Below are 13,683 nucleotides of genomic sequence, written 5' to 3' on the forward strand. Positions count from 1 at the left end.
GCGGGGCTACGAAGTCGCTGCGTGCGCTTGTGGTTGCGAGCCTGCGTCGCGCCTGGTCCTCGCAGCATCGCTGCCAGGTCGGCCCCGTATTCAGACCAGCCCGCGAGCGAGGAGGAAGCAATGGATCACCCGGTGGGAACGACCGTCGTGGAAAGACTTCAGACGGTGCCGTGCGACACGTCGTTGGACGACGTGATCGATATCGTTCAACAGGATGGGGCTGTGGTCCTCGATCGGGTGCTGAGCGAGGTGCAGGTCGCCGCCATCAATGCAGAAATCGACGCGGCCATGACGGCGGATCAAGGGCCTGGCGAGGGTGCCTGCGACATTGGCTGTCGCGATGGCCGTACGGCGAATCTGGTGTCGTTGAGCAAAACCTTCCGGGATGCCTTTCTGGATGGCGACACCATGCACGGATTGGTACTGGGGCTGTTTGACGCTGGCTGCGAAGGCATGTGGCTGAGCCGCAGCGAGGCATTCGACAGCCGTCCGGGTGACGAAGCCTTGCCCCTGGGACGCAGTCTCTACCACTACCCGGTATTCCTACCATGCGGGCCGAGCGGTCCCGAGGTGACGTGCAGCATGTACGTCGCGCTGAGCGATTCGAGTCCAATTTCGGGCGCCGTTCGTGTGATTCCCGGCAGCCATGAATGGGACTTTTGCGAACCCTACGAGCAGGGAATGACGATTCCGGTGCCGATGACGGCCGGCTCGGTCCTGTTCTGCAGCGGCAAGCTCGTCCATGGCGTCGGCGCGAACTACACCCGAAATTTCCGCCAACGTCTCGCCGTGGCGTTATTCAACATCGCCCCCCTGGTACCGCTGGATGCCCACCCGTTCAGGGTGCCGGCCGAGGTTGCCCGGGACATGTCTGTCCGCGTGCGGCAGATGACTGGGTTTCACTCCTTCCGTCACCGGGGGCTGCAGGGCGGCCGCTTGTGGCAACTGGGCGAGCTGCCCGGCGAGCTTGCCAACGATTGATTTGAGGCTCGGCGCCAGTGGGCCAGGCTGGCGCTGATCTTCCGCCTTTGCTGCCCACATTCCGGCTGAATGAGCCAAATGCACCGGCTGTTCCTGATCTGCTGACCGTCGCAACGGAATGCGCTCCGCCCATGCCCTTCGACTAGCGGCCGTTCGTGCTGGCGAATATTTACGTAACGAGTGTTGCGTAAAATTAATGTCCTTGTTAGATTGACCTCAAACAACAACAGGCCGACCAGGAGGACGGGCGTCTGAGGGCCCGCAGCCGGACTGATGCGCAGGGGTATTCACTGCCTGCGCCCTGTCTTGCAACGGATCACCGACGTTCGCGTTCACCGGTCGCCTCTACTGCCTGCCCGGTCGCCAAGCGCCTACCTGTCAGGTGCCTTTCGAGGAGGTGTCGCCATGATTTCCCTGAAGCCCAACCTGACCTTGCCTGCCGTCGGCCTGAGCGGATTCGAGACCCCGCTGGCGGAAGAGGAGGCCGCGATTCAGGCCTCGGTACATCGCTTCGCCAAGGATGTCCTGCGGCCGATCGGGCGCGAGCTGGACCGCATGAGCGCAGAGGAGGTCATCGCCGCGGGATCGCCGTTCTATTCGGTATTTGGTGAGTTCGCCAAGCTCGGGCTCGACCCGGCGCTGCTGGCCGAACTTCCGCCGGAAATGGCGGTGCGCATCGAGTCGCTGATCGGCGAGGAGCTGGGCTGGGGCGACGCCGGCCTGGGCGTTTCTCTGGGCTGTGCTGGCTTTCCGCTGCAGATGGCGGCCGCCGCCGGTAACGCCGAACTGATCGAGCTGTGCCAGGGGCGTATCGGTTGCTGGATTGCCACCCAGCCGGATCGCGGCAGCGACAACCAGCTGCTGGATATCAAGCGCGACTGGCCCGCAGGCACGCCTGCCAACATCGGCAACCTGACCGCCAAGGTCGTCGGCGACGAGATCATCATCAACGGCCAGAGCTCCGCCTGGGTCTCCAATGGCGCGGTGGCGCAGGTCGCCTTCGGCCTGATGTGCGCCGACTATGGCGACGGTTTCTTCGCTGACGATGGCCTGCCCAATGGCATCGCCGTGATCGTGCCCTTGGACGTCAAGGGCGTCTCCAAGGGCAAGCCTCTGGCGAAAATTGGCCAGCGCTCGCTGCCCCAGGGCGAAATCTACTTCGATGACGTGCGTATCCCGCGGCGCTTTGCTATCGCCGAGAAGGACGGCTACTACGGTGCCGTGAGTTCCTCCTGGTCCTACGCAGGCACCCACATGAGCCAGGTGTTCACTGGTGTCGCCCGGGCCGCCTTCGAGCTGGCGCTGCAGTACTGCCATGAGCGTCGCCAGGGTGGCCGGATGCTGATCGATCACCAGATGACCCGCCTGCGCCTGGGCGAAATGCTCCGTCGCGTTGAGACGGCCCGCGCGGTCGCCCGTCGCTCACTGAGCTTCGCTCGCCTCTCGCCGCAGACCCATCCCTACGCCACGGCCTCTGCCAAGGTCACCGTAACCGAAGAGACGCTTGCGGTAGTGCAGGAAGCCTTCCGCCTCTTCGGCGGCAACGGCACCACCCTCGAGTACCCGATCGAGAAGCTGCTGCGCGACACCCAGTCCGCCCTGATCGAAGACGGCGAGAACCGCATCCTGACCATGCGCCTGGGGCTGCTTGCTCAGCAGCTCTACGCCGAAGGCTGGACCCAGAACTGATTCGACCACCCGCCAGATCCATCCAAGAACAAAAGCGAGGAATACCCCAAATGGCCAAATATCCTGTCGTTGTCTATGGTGCGAGCGGTTACACCGGCATGCTCACCATGGACTGGCTGATCGACCAGAAGATTCCGTTCACTGCCGTCGCGCGCAACGCCAAGCGTGCCCAGGAAATGATGGCGCAACGCGTCGTGGGACTGGAATCGGCCACCTATGAGATCGTCGAGTGTCCGCACGAAGTAGAAGCCCTGACGGCGGTATTCAAGGGCGCCAAAGTGGTCTGCAACACCGTCGGCCCGTTCGTCAACTTCGGTCTGACCACCGCCGAGGCCGCCCTGAAGGCCGGCTGCCACTACCTGGACCCGGCTGGTGAGCAAGAGCACATTCGCGCCCTGCGCGATCAGTTCGGCGAGCTGTACCGCCAGGCCGGCCTGCTGCTTTCGCCCTCGCTTGCCTACATGTACACCTTTGCCGAGATTGCCGCCGAGCTGGCCCTGGAAACCCCCGGCATTGATTCCCTGGAAACCGCGACCCTGACCCGTGGTCCTCGTGTGGGCGCCGCCGGCGTGACCGTGGGCTCCACCGCTACCATCTTCGAAGGCTTCCGCCACCCGGGCGGTTACCTGTGGGAGAAGGAGCTGGTGCCGTACGCCCCCAATACCAGCTTCAACGTCGTTTGCCCCAGCCTGCTCGAGTCGGTGTTCTGCCTACCGTGGGGTGGCACCTCGCTGCCGATCTACTTCCAGAACGACGGACGCGTGCGCAGCTGCATGTCCTGCGTCGGCTTCTACGACAACCCGGTGATGAGGACTGTCCACGCCCTGGGGCAGAAGTGGGAAGCCGAGTACAAGCACCTGCCGAAGGAGCAGCAGGACGCGGTAATCCAGAACCTGGTGGACTCCACTACGCCGAGCATGCCGCCGCGCGAGCGCAGCACCCTGCAGCGCACCGTGGACTTCGCCATTGGTCGCGGCCAGCTGTCGGCGGTGCGCGCCACCGTGCACGGCATCACCCCGTACATCGCCACTGGTGCGCTCCACGCGGCGGCCGCGGTCAAGCTGCTGGACAACGACGTTGCCAAGGTGGGCTTCGCCTCGTCCTCCAAGGCCTTCGGCCACCGCTACATGCTCGGCTTCCTTGAGCAGCGTGGCCTGGCTCGCGCAACCATCACCCAGCTGTGAAGTGACCACGATGGCAATCATTGATTTCTTCGACCGTGGCTGGCGGATCAATCCGCACGGCGCGGCCTATATCCAGGATGGCGCGGTCACGACCTTCACCGAAGCGGGTGAAATGTCCTGCCGCATCGCCAACGCGCTCCTGGCCAGGGGTTTCGCCTCTGGCGTAAAGGGCGCGGTCTGGGCGGCCAACGATGTGACTGCCTGGTTGTGCGCACTGGGGCTTTGGCGCGCCAACCAATGCTGGATTCCGGTGGGCGCGCGCAACGCGCCCGAGGAAAACCGCTATGTGCTGGATGCGTTCGACTGCGAGATCCTGTTCTTCCAGCGCGAGTTTGCCGAGGCCATCGCAGCCCTGCGGCCTCAGTTGCCTAAGATCCGCCTGTGGATTTGCGTCGACGGTGAGGTGGAGGGAGCCGAGTCGCTCGAGGCGTTTGTCGCGGGGCAACCGAGCACCGATCCGCAGGTGGTGGTCGATCCCGACGATGTGATCTGGGTCGGCCCCACGGGTGGTACGACCGGGCTGCCCAAGGGCGTCATGAACACGCACCGAAGCGTACAGACCAGCTTCGCGCATTTCATGATCAACACCCCTTATCCGGCAGGTATCAAGCCGGTGAACCTGGCCGCGGCGCCGATGACCCATACCGCCGGCATGCTGTCTTTCCCCTGCACGGCCAGGGGCGGCACCGTGGTGGTGATCACCAAGCCCGATCCGCAGCTGCTGCTCGCCGCCATTCCGCAGTACAAGGTCACGGAGTTCTTCCTGCCGCCGACGGTGATCTACCGGCTGCTCGATATTCCTGACCTGAACAAGAAGGTCGATTTCTCGTCGCTGCGCTATTTCCTGTACGGCGCAGCGCCGATGTCAGTGGAAAAGCTGCGTCAGGCAATCGAGGTCTTCGGGCCGGTGATGATGGAAGGCTACGGGCAGACCGAGGCACCCGGCGCCATTGCGCACCTGACGCCCGGTGAGCACTTCGTGGATGGCGCAATCGCCGGCAGCGAGCGGCTCTCTTCCGTCGGCAGGCCGAACCCGCTGATCCGGGTCGAGATCATGGGCGACGACAACCAGATCCTGCCTCAGGGCGAGACTGGCGAGATCTGCGTGCGTGGCGATCTGATCATGAAGGGTTACTACAAGGATCCGCAGAAGACCGCCGAGACCATCGTCGATGGCTGGCTGCATACCGGCGACATCGGCCACCTCGACGCCGATGGCTACCTTCACATCACCGACCGCAAGAAGGACATGATCATTTCGGGTGGCTTCAACGTGTACCCGAGCGAGGTCGAGCAGGTGCTCTGGGGGCACCCGGCGGTACAGGACTGCGCGGTGATTGGCGTGCCGGACGAGAAGTGGGGCGAGAGCGTGAAGGCGGTGATCGAGCTGAGCAGCGGACAGAGTGTCAGCGCCGAAGAGTTGATCGCACTGTGCAAGGAAAAGCTCGGTTCGGTGAAGTCGCCCAAGACCGTCGATTTCATCGACGCACTGCCACGCAGCCCCGTCGGCAAGGTCCTGAAGAAGGACCTGCGTGCCCGCTACTGGCAAGGCGCCAACCGGCAGATCTGAAGTCGAGGAATCTTCTGATGGAAGCAATCTATATCGCCGGTATCGCCATGACCGAATTCGGTCGCCATCCGGACCGCAGGCTCGAGGACCTAGCCTTGGAGGCGCTCAACGGCGCCTTGGCGGATTCCGGCGCGCAGCGCTCGGACATCGGTGCCGTTTTCTACGCCGGTATCACCAACGGCGCCTTGCAGGGCCAACTGTCCATTCCGGGGCAGGTGATCATGAGCAAGATCGGTATCGATGGGGTGCCTGCCTACAACGTCGAGAACGCCTGCGCATCGGGCAGCACCGCCGTCCATCTGGCGGTGCAGAGCTTGCGGGCTGGCGCCACTGACGTGGCGCTGGCCCTGGGCTGCGAGAAGATGGTGGTGGCCGACAAGGCGAAGTCCTTCGCCCTGTTCGAAGCGGGGTGGGACGTCGCCTGCGCCGAGGAGAACTTCGCCATCCTGTCGAAGATGGGGGATGGGGTCGTGCCGCCGCCTGGCTCGGAGTCCGATCGTCCATACAGCCGCTTTATGTCCATCTACGCCGGCTTTTGCCGTTGGCACATGAAGACCTATGGCACCACCCAGCGGCAGATCGCGGCGGTGTGCGCGAAGAACCACAATCACTCGGTACACAACCCGTACTCCCAGTTCCGCAAGCCCTTTACCATCGAGGAAGTGTTGGCTGCTCCGCCGATCACCTATCCGATCACGTTGCCAATGTGCGCGCCGATGACCGATGGCGCCGCTGCCGCGATTATCTGCACCGAGGCAGGACTGAAGCGAATCGGGGCCGATCCCAAGCGCTGTATCCGGATTTCCGCCAGTGTGATTCGAAGTTTCACCAAGCGAAGCATGGATGAGCCGGAGAAGCACGTCAGCCGTCTGGCGGCACTCCAGGCGTACGAGATTGCAGGTCTCGGCCCGCAGGACATGCATGTCGCTGAGGTTCACGACGCCTCTGCGATGGGGGAGATCATTCAGGCGGAGAACCTTGGCCTGGCCCCCCTGGGAGAAGGTGGGATCTGCGCCGAACGCGGAGACTTCACCGTTGGCGGGCGCATTCCGATCAACCCGTCGGGCGGCCTGGAATCCAAAGGGCACCCGCTCGGCGCCACCGGTATCGGCCAGCTCTATGAGCTGACGACCCAGTTGCGTGGTGAGGCCGGAGCACGTCAGGTCGAGGGCGCGCGCCATGCCATCCAGGAAAACGGTGGTGGTCTCATCGGTGTCGAGGAAGGCGCTGTCGCAATTCACATCCTGAGTCGATAGGAGGCTCCGCCATGCGTGGAAATCATCCAGACGAAAGTTCCGGCCGTACCGCCGGAGACCAGAAATTCCGCACTCTTGGAGGTTGGGTCGAGAAGCCGGACGACCTGCAGCCGGAGCTCGAAGGTCACGTTGCCGCCGATGTGATAGTGGTCGGGGCCGGTTTCGCTGGGCTCTCCACTGCCCTGGAACTCACCGCACTGGGCGCGAAGGTTGTGGTGCTGGAGAAGGATTTCGCCGGTTTTGGTGCCAGTGGTCGCAATGCGGGATACCTCGCCGGCGGTCAGGGGCTCGAGTACGAGTTGTTCCTCAAGCGCGTGGGCCATGAGCAGGCGAAGGAAATCGTTCGTTTCTACGACCAGGGCGTTTCCTATGTCGAGAAAAGGCTCGGCGAGCTCGGGATCGACTGCGACTACAACGCCTCGGGCATCATCCGTGCAGGGGTCCATCCCTCCCAGGAGAAGAAGCTTCGCGAGAGCATGCGCATAGGCGTGGAGCTGGGCTCTCCCGGAGAGTTCCTCGATGATGCCGCCATGCGGGCTCGCGGAATTCCGCCCGCATTCCTGTTTGGTTGCTATGTCCCTGGCGGCGGTACGCTGAATCCGGGCAAGTATGTGATGGGGCTGCGGCGTGCGGCCATTCAGGCAGGGGTGAAACTGTATGAAAACACCCCCCTGCTGTCCTACCAGGAAGGCCCGACCATTCAGTGCAAGACGGCTCGAGGCACGGCGAGTGCTCCATTCCTGGTGCTGGCAACCAACGCCTATACACCTCAACTGGGCTTGCTGCAGAACAAGGTGATGCCGCTGAAGGTTTCCGCGATCGAGACCGAGCCTCTCTCGTCCGCACAGCTGGATTCGCTGGGGTGGCCCAATCGCGAGGGGATTGTGACCTCGCACTTCACCATGGAGAGCCATCGTCTTACCGCCCGCAATACGCTTGTACTGACGACCAAACGGCTTCGCTACGTGTATGGCGCCCAGACGCCGAACGATCCGGATCACGCCGCCTATCGCGAACTGGCGCTGGCGCTGAGCGATCGTTTCCCGACCTTGCGTGGTCTTGGCATCCAGGCTTGCTGGAGCGGCTATATCAGCTTTGCCTACGACGCGTTGCCCGTGGTCGGTGAAACCGGTGCACAGCAGAACATCCTCTATACGGCCGGATGTTCCGGGCACGGGGTCGGTACCCAATCGCTTATCGGACATCTGCTCGCCGAGCGAATTGGTGGTATCGAGCATCCGCTTCTGGCGGCCTTGCGACACAAGACTCCGGCGATGCTCCCCGACCCGTTGCAATGGTGCGTGATGAATCTGGCGCTAGGTGCGGCTAATCGGCTCGATGACTACACCAACCGCAAGGCCCGTAGCGTTACCTGAGGTGACCTCCAGGTGTGAGCCGCTCGCCTGCGCGGTAGTAATGCGCCGTGCCGGATAACTAACGTTCCACAGACGAGGTTGCAAATCGGCATCGCTTGCTGGGTGCGCTTTCAGGCGTCACTTCGGCATTCGAAGCCCAAAACAAGAATCAATTGTTCGACCTGAGCCTTCCCGGGTTATTTCCGAAGTGCTCGGGTTCGGCAACGCATTGGTTTTAAAAAGGTTATCGAGATGCGAAGCCGATTTTTCATTGCCGTAAAGACGCTGATTTGTGGGTAATAAATCCAAGAATTCGTGAGGTATAAAGCATGACCAAGAAGTCCTCCTCGAATAGTTCTTTCGACTTACGGCGAAGGCAATTACTCAAGTTTGCAGGAGCTACGGCCGCCGTCGGAGGCCTGGGATTGAAGTTGGGCCTGGCAGATGCTGCCGAGTCTTCTGCCGGAACCTACGCGACGCCTGCAGGCGAGAAGGATGTTCTGGATGTCGCCATCATCGGTGCCGGTCTGGCAGGATTGACGGCTGCGCGGGACCTGCATTTGTCGGGATGTCGCTCCTTCGTTGTCCTGGAGGCGCGCGATCGAGTTGGTGGCCGCACACTCAACCATGATCTGGGGTCGGGATTCATCTCCGAAGCCGGTGGGCAGTGGATCGGGCCGGGCCAGACTGCGGTCGCCGATCTTGCGCGTGAGTTGGAGGTTGGGACCTTTCCGACCTATTACGATGGTCGGACCGTCGTTCTCGGCGGAGAGGGTCACCTGGAGATCGATCTCAAGGGCACCTTCGGCACCGATCCCGCGCTCGCTGCCAAGCTCAGTGAAATGTCACGGGACGTGCCTTCGGCAGCACCGTGGAAGTCTCCGAAGGTCGCTGAGCTGGACAAGATGTCTGCAGGCGACTGGCTGGCCGGGCAGAACATCAAGCCCGAGGACCGAGGCGGGTGGAACGCAAGCTTCCTGCTCAGCGGTGGCGTGGCACCGGCCAAGATGGGGCTGTTGCATTTCCTCTCGATGATCAACTCCGCCAGTTGTGAATACGAGAAGCTCGACTCGATTAAGGACAGCGCCCAGGGCACACGACTGGTCGGTGGCTCGCAGGTTCTCTGTCTGAAGATGGCCGAGCAGTTAGGTGACCGCGTGCGCATGTCGTGCCCGGTCCGCGGGGTATCCGGATGGGACAGCCCCGTAGTCACGCTGCACACCGACCAGGGAGAAGTCCGCGCCCGCCGCGTCATCGTGGCCATCCATCCCGCGCTATGCCATCAGGTCACGTTCGACCCGCCCTTGCCCGAAGGTCGCGCCGCGTTGCAGCAGGCCTGGCCGTCGCATTCCCCGGCGCGAAAGAGCGCCATGGTCTATTCCCGGCCGTTCTGGCGGGAGAAGGGCTTGAACGGTCACGTGTTGACCGTCGATGGCCCAGTCATCTGGGCCTGGGACAACTCGCCACCGGGTGGTGAGATCGGTGTCATCAATGCCTTCATCTCGAATGCGCGGGTTCCCTCCGATCTGCAGGCAGCACAGCGCATGCAGGCGGAGATCTATGCACAGGCGCTGGGTGAGCAGGCACTTCATCCGGTGTCGTATCACGAGCATGACTGGGGGCAAGCCGATCCCTGGACCATTACCTGTGTATCGGCGATTCCACCTGGTTTCTGGAGCTCCCATGGCGAGGCTCTGCGGCCTTCCTGCGGGAACCTGATCTGGTCGGGTACGGAAACGGCGGACATCTGGGCGGGGTATATGGACGGCGCGGTCCGCTCCGGCCATCAGAGCGCTCTGCAGGCCCTCAATGCATTGCGTCAGGCGTAGGAGGCGGACGATGAAGAAATTGTTATTGCTTGGCGTTGTGGCAGTGATGGCCGCGCTGGGGGCCTTCTATGGTCGCGATGTTCTCGGTCTCTACCATCTGCAGAACTACATCAGCGATTCGGCCCAGGCCTATGAGGCCGATGGAGGTCCATGGCCGCATCTGACGGATACCTGCGTCAACTGCCACGGTGTCAAAGGCAGTTCGCTCAACCAGCGCTATCCCAGTCTTGCAGGGCAGCCAGTGGCCTATCTGGCTGGTCAGCTCCAGCATTTTGCCAACGGACAGAGGACTTATCCGAACATGGGGCCGCTGGCGATGACGCTGAGTGCTCAGGAGATCGATCTGCTGGCGAATTATTACGCCAAGCAGCAAGCCCGGAAAAATAGCAGCTTCCAGGCGGATCCGGCATTGAGCAGCAAGGGAAAGCAACTGGTGGCGGCCGGCGGATGCATTGCTTGCCATGGCGAACACCTGATGGGGCATGAGCAGTTCCCACGTCTGGCCGGTCAGGGCGTCGACTATCTGATTGCCCAGCTCGATGCATTCGCCAGCGGCAAACGAAGCGAGCCCAGCGGAGCGATGAAAGCAGTCACTTCCACACTTTCTCCAGGCGATCGCCGGGCAATTGCCCACTACCTTGCGGCACTAGCGCCGCAAGCCAATTGATCAGCCATTCATTTTCGAGGTTGCCGTTATGGACGCCAGGACTTTGGTGTTGTGCCTTGCTTGTTTCCTGTTGGTTCTTTCCGGAGTGGTATACGGATTTAAGTTTCTCAAAAAGCGGAATTATCTTCTGGGCGTCGAATGCCTGGTGATTGCCTTTTCAGCATCCAATGCATTGATCTTCTTCCTGACCAATTCGGGCATCGCTTACGAGATTTCGCATTTTCTCGATGCTTTCTCCCGAGGGTTCGGCGTTCCGATCATCAGCATCATTGGCCTGATGGCTGTCACGCATGGGTATAAGCCATCGAAGTCCAAGGATTTCCTGATGTTCGTGGTTGCCTTCGCGGCCACGTTCGTACTCATTCTGGCGAGCTTCATGGTCAAGCCTCTGCCTTACTTCTATGTGGCCATGTGGTCGATCTTCTCGGTCTACCTGCTCTACTTCGCCTCTCGCCTGGTCGGTGTCGGAGCCTATCTTCAGGCACTTGGCATTTTCATTGCGATGCTTGCCGGCCAGGCGATCGCAAGCATCTACGACTTCTACAAGATTCCAGGCGACGAGACGAATGTGGTTCTCAATTTCTATGTTCTTGCTCTCAGCACCTGGGCCTTCATGCTGAGCCAGTTCTACTACGGCTATGGGGTCCTGGAGCGGCTGAAAAGCTCGTCGGCGCTGCTACCGGCCCGTTGACTGTGGCGTCCGGTGCAGGGGAGCACTACCTGCACCGGCAACACCTAAACGAAAGCCGCCTGACAAGGCGGCTTTCGTTTATCTGATGATTGGCTACTTGCTAGTGCGCTAGCGATGCGAGGAAAGAGTGGCCCGTTCAGGCAGGTGGTTTGGCAATCGCAGCAGAGGAGAGGCTGAATCACTGCGCAGAAAAAGCGGTGGGCTTCCCTGCCCACCGACACGAGAAAGGGACTACTCGGTGGTTGGAGCTAGGGTGCCCAGGTAATGCGCGATAGCCTGGATGTCGTCGTCCGACAGCGAGCTGGCCATTGCGTTCATGGCTTGGCTTGGGTCTTTGCGATCACCTCGTTTGAAGGCGGTAAGCTGATCGATCAGGTAGAACTCTCCCTGACCCGCGATGCGCGGCGCAATTGGCCCGCCGGAAAGGCCTTTGCCGTGGCAGGCAGTACAAGCTTTGGTGGCGACCAGATCCTGGCCACGCTGCTCGAGCGGCTTGTTGCTGGCGCCAGGCTCGGTCCATTCCGCTTTCTGTTGCGAAAAATAGCCAGCCAGAAGCTTGATCTGTTCCCCGTTCAGGTTTGCCGCCAGAGGGCTCATCTGCGGGCTGTGCCGATGTCCGTCGGCGAAGGCATGCAACTGCGCCTCGATGTAGGCGGCGCTCTGACCGGCCAGAGAAGCGTACTGTGCATCCCGCGGTTGGCCATGTGCTCCATGGCATAGCGCACAGGTGTCCTGCAGTTGCGGCCAAGCGCCGCCATTGGCCTGATATTGGGCATCATGTTCGTCCAGGGCGCTCATAAAGCGGTATCCGGCGTACATCTCCGGGCCGTAGATGGCGCCTGCCGCTACCAGGGCAGTCGCCGCCGTGAGGGCGCTGATTACAAGTGCTCGTTTCATCATGCGCTCCTCCGATCCTGAATGAGTCCTTGCAACGCTTCCAATGCGGCGCGGTGTCCGGAGCGGACTGCGCCATCCATCGAACCGGCCCAGATGTCTGCGGTTTCGGTGCCAGACCAGATCAACCGACCCACCGACGGGGTCAGGTACTCGCCCCATTTCGTCCAGAAGCCGGGCGGCATCGGCGAGATGCAGGTCAGGCTCCACGGGTCGACCTTGCCCCAGTCGTGATCGTGGAACTGCAGGGGGTGCAGCGCCTCTTCACCCATGGCCTGGGCGAAGATGGCGGACAGCGTCTCTTGTGCTGCCTTGGGATCGCGGGGCAACTGTCCGGTCTTGACGAAGGCGCTGAGGACGCCGAGGCTGCCGTCCGGCGGCGAGTTGTCGTACGAGAGGATCAGAGGTCCTTCGACCTGCACAATCTGGCCGTTGAGCCCCTTGTCTCGCCAGAACGGGCGTTTGTAGACGTGAACGGTCTTGCGCATGGGGGCATGGGCTGGCCAGTGCCGTTGCAGTTCGGCGCGGCCTCCAGGCAGCGGCGGATCGAAGGTGATCTGCTCGCATAATGCCGGGTTCAGGGCCAGGATGACCTGGCGAGCGCGGACGATGCCCTTGTCGGTATGCAGTTCCACGAACTCGCGGTTCCAGCCGACGATTCGCCGAACAGGGCTGGATAGACTGACCTTGTCGCCAAGTGCTTGCGCCATCTTGATGCTAAGGACCTGCGAGCCACCGACGAAGCGAGTTTCCTGCGCGCCGCCCTTGAAGCCTTCGAGTTTCTCCAGGCTGCAGTCGGATGAGTTGATCATCGACAAGTAATGCAGCAGACCCATACCAGCGGGTGGGCTGCCAAAGGTCAGGCTCACCGACATGTTGAAGCCGAACTTATCGACGTTGCTCACGCCTTGCTGCACCAGCCACTGGCCGACCGACAGCTGGTCCAGTGTGGCTGCATCGGCTGCTTTCCAGGGCGCCTTGCTGGGAACCTTGCGCGCCAACTCGTTGAGCTTCTCGACGATCGCTGGGTTGCTCTTCGCGCCGTTAGTGGTGTCTTCCTCGTACTTGGCGTCCCCCATGAGGTAGGCTGCCTTGCCCTGATAATAGGTAGGGAAGGTGTCGACCTCGAGCTCGCGAGCAAGATCGGCGATGGCGGTCTGGCCGGGACCGATCCATTGGCCACCTGCTTCGGATATCACGCCGTTGCCCAGATCGTGGTTGTAGGTACGTCCGCCAACTCGGTCGCGAGCTTCGAGCACGACAAACGACTGGCTACCGGCACGCAGCAGGTCACGCGCTGCCGTCAATCCCGCCAGGCCGCCGCCGATGATGGCCACGTCGAGCACGTCGTCGCGCTCGCCCTTCAACACCTCTGCACCGGCACGCCCACTGAGCGCGAGCCCACCAAGCAACGCCGCACTTCCAATCGCCTGCATCAGTGCGCGCCGCTGGCGAGCTTCCTGCGACAGCTCATTGTTGTCGTTATCTGAGTCCATCTTTACACCTGTGAACGTGGTTTATTTATTATCACAACTGTTATGTAAATATACCGCACAAAGCTGGCGCA

11 protein-coding genes are annotated in these 13,683 nt (G+C 61.8%); 9 read left to right on the plus strand and 2 right to left on the minus strand.

What is annotated here, in order from left to right:
* The first annotated feature begins 120 nt into the window (after nucleotides 1-120).
* The 9 genes from BLQ74_RS21070 (at nucleotide 121) to BLQ74_RS21110 (ending at nucleotide 11,222) form a co-directional block, all read left to right on the plus strand.
* Nucleotides 121-981 (plus strand): phytanoyl-CoA dioxygenase family protein, encoded by an 861-nt coding sequence (locus BLQ74_RS21070; RefSeq protein ID WP_090265958.1) that lies wholly within the window; start codon nucleotides 121-123, stop codon nucleotides 979-981.
* Between the two features lie 405 nt (nucleotides 982-1,386).
* Entirely contained in the window at nucleotides 1,387-2,670 is a 1,284-nt protein-coding gene (locus BLQ74_RS21075; protein WP_090265960.1) for an acyl-CoA dehydrogenase family protein, read from the plus strand.
* Nucleotides 2,671-2,720: 50 nt separating this feature from the next.
* Nucleotides 2,721-3,854 carry a saccharopine dehydrogenase family protein gene (locus tag BLQ74_RS21080; RefSeq protein ID WP_090265962.1) on the plus strand — a complete coding sequence of 378 codons (1,134 nt, stop codon included), beginning with the start codon at nucleotides 2,721-2,723 and terminating at the stop codon, nucleotides 3,852-3,854.
* Between the two features lie 10 nt (nucleotides 3,855-3,864).
* Entirely contained in the window at nucleotides 3,865-5,424 is a 1,560-nt protein-coding gene (locus tag BLQ74_RS21085; protein ID WP_090265965.1) for an AMP-binding protein, read from the plus strand.
* A gap of 17 nt (nucleotides 5,425-5,441) precedes the next feature.
* Nucleotides 5,442-6,680: a thiolase family protein gene (locus tag BLQ74_RS21090; protein ID WP_090265967.1), complete on the plus strand. Its 1,239-nt coding sequence runs from the start codon at nucleotides 5,442-5,444 to the stop codon at nucleotides 6,678-6,680.
* Between the two features lie 11 nt (nucleotides 6,681-6,691).
* A complete protein-coding gene (locus BLQ74_RS21095) occupies nucleotides 6,692-8,056 on the plus strand; it encodes an NAD(P)/FAD-dependent oxidoreductase (RefSeq protein WP_090265969.1) in 1,365 nt (454 codons plus the stop codon).
* A gap of 308 nt (nucleotides 8,057-8,364) precedes the next feature.
* Nucleotides 8,365-9,864, plus strand: a complete 1,500-nt coding sequence (locus tag BLQ74_RS21100) for a flavin monoamine oxidase family protein (RefSeq protein WP_090265970.1) — start codon at nucleotides 8,365-8,367, stop codon at nucleotides 9,862-9,864.
* A gap of 10 nt (nucleotides 9,865-9,874) precedes the next feature.
* Nucleotides 9,875-10,531, plus strand: a complete 657-nt coding sequence (locus BLQ74_RS21105; RefSeq protein WP_090265973.1) for a c-type cytochrome — start codon at nucleotides 9,875-9,877, stop codon at nucleotides 10,529-10,531.
* A 28-nt stretch (nucleotides 10,532-10,559) separates the two neighbouring features.
* Nucleotides 10,560-11,222, plus strand: a complete 663-nt coding sequence (locus tag BLQ74_RS21110) for a hypothetical protein (RefSeq protein ID WP_090265976.1) — start codon at nucleotides 10,560-10,562, stop codon at nucleotides 11,220-11,222.
* Nucleotides 11,223-11,453: 231 nt separating this feature from the next.
* Here the strand turns inward: BLQ74_RS21110 and BLQ74_RS21115 are convergent, their stop codons facing one another.
* Both BLQ74_RS21115 and BLQ74_RS21120 read right to left on the minus strand, forming a co-directional pair.
* A complete protein-coding gene (locus tag BLQ74_RS21115; RefSeq protein WP_090265978.1) occupies nucleotides 11,454-12,119 on the minus strand; it encodes a c-type cytochrome in 666 nt (221 codons plus the stop codon).
* Nucleotides 12,119-13,612, minus strand: a complete 1,494-nt coding sequence (locus BLQ74_RS21120; protein WP_090265980.1) for a flavin monoamine oxidase family protein — start codon at nucleotides 13,610-13,612, stop codon at nucleotides 12,119-12,121. The genes BLQ74_RS21115 and BLQ74_RS21120 overlap by 1 nt, the downstream gene beginning before the upstream one ends.
* Nucleotides 13,613-13,683 lie beyond the last annotated feature (71 nt).

Origin of the sequence: Pseudomonas panipatensis (assembly GCF_900099785.1) — a bacterium.
Classification (GTDB): domain Bacteria; phylum Pseudomonadota; class Gammaproteobacteria; order Pseudomonadales; family Pseudomonadaceae; genus Pseudomonas; species Pseudomonas panipatensis.

Excerpts from the sequence above, each read along its gene's own strand:
- BLQ74_RS21070 (WP_090265958.1), top strand. The coding sequence starts at position 121 with ATGGATCACCCGGTGGGAACGACCGTCGTGGAAAGACTTCAGACGGTG.
- BLQ74_RS21075 (WP_090265960.1), top strand. The coding sequence starts at position 1,387 with ATGATTTCCCTGAAGCCCAACCTGACCTTGCCTGCCGTCGGCCTGAGC.
- BLQ74_RS21080 (WP_090265962.1), top strand. The coding sequence starts at position 2,721 with ATGGCCAAATATCCTGTCGTTGTCTATGGTGCGAGCGGTTACACCGGC.
- BLQ74_RS21085 (WP_090265965.1), top strand. The coding sequence starts at position 3,865 with ATGGCAATCATTGATTTCTTCGACCGTGGCTGGCGGATCAATCCGCAC.
- BLQ74_RS21090 (WP_090265967.1), top strand. The coding sequence starts at position 5,442 with ATGGAAGCAATCTATATCGCCGGTATCGCCATGACCGAATTCGGTCGC.
- BLQ74_RS21095 (WP_090265969.1), top strand. The coding sequence starts at position 6,692 with ATGCGTGGAAATCATCCAGACGAAAGTTCCGGCCGTACCGCCGGAGAC.
- BLQ74_RS21100 (WP_090265970.1), top strand. The coding sequence starts at position 8,365 with ATGACCAAGAAGTCCTCCTCGAATAGTTCTTTCGACTTACGGCGAAGG.
- BLQ74_RS21105 (WP_090265973.1), top strand. The coding sequence starts at position 9,875 with ATGAAGAAATTGTTATTGCTTGGCGTTGTGGCAGTGATGGCCGCGCTG.
- BLQ74_RS21110 (WP_090265976.1), top strand. The coding sequence starts at position 10,560 with ATGGACGCCAGGACTTTGGTGTTGTGCCTTGCTTGTTTCCTGTTGGTT.
- BLQ74_RS21115 (WP_090265978.1), bottom strand. The coding sequence starts at position 12,119 with ATGAAACGAGCACTTGTAATCAGCGCCCTCACGGCGGCGACTGCCCTG.
- BLQ74_RS21120 (WP_090265980.1), bottom strand. The coding sequence starts at position 13,612 with ATGGACTCAGATAACGACAACAATGAGCTGTCGCAGGAAGCTCGCCAG.